The following is a 575-nucleotide window of genomic DNA, read 5'->3' as shown; positions in this document are numbered from 1 at the left end:
AGACGGGCAAGGAGATCGAGCTTATCACCGAAGGCGAGACGACCGAAGTCGACAAGACGGTCATCGACCGCCTGGCTGATCCGCTCGTCCACCTCGTCCGCAACTCGATCGACCACGGGCTCGAAAAGCCCGAGGATCGTATCGCAGCCGGCAAGCCGCCCAAGGGTCAGGTTATCCTCTCGGCCCACCAGACCGGCGGCGAAGTGATCATCACGATCAGGGACGACGGCCGCGGCATCAACCGCGAGCGCGTTCGAGCGAAGGCGGAATCCTCCGGGATCATCCAGCCGGGTGCAGCGCTGACTGATCAGGAACTGCTGCTGCTCATCTTCCAGCCCGGCTTCTCGACCGCTGCGCAGGTGACAAACCTCTCCGGCCGCGGCGTCGGAATGGATGTGGTGAAGAAGACGGTGGAAGCGCTTCGCGGCACGATCGACATCACGAGCAAGCCGGGCGAGGGCTCGGTGGTCGCGCTCCGCATCCCCTTGACGCTCGCCATTATCGACGGGCTTCTCGTCCGCGTCGGCAAGGGCAACTATGTCATCCCGCTCTCGGCCGTCGAGGAATGCCTCGAA

At 64.2% G+C, this 575-nt stretch carries 1 protein-coding gene; it reads left to right on the top strand.

The genetic code is table 11. The annotated features are described in order from the left end of the window. Positions 1 to 575 (top strand): chemotaxis protein CheA (locus tag AC2YI2_RS35165; protein ID WP_487391144.1); only part of this gene is annotated, 575 nt, incomplete at both ends.

The organism is Rhizobium sp. SRI_017 (assembly GCF_057586295.1).
This window is presented reverse-complemented; position numbering and strand designations above follow the sequence as displayed.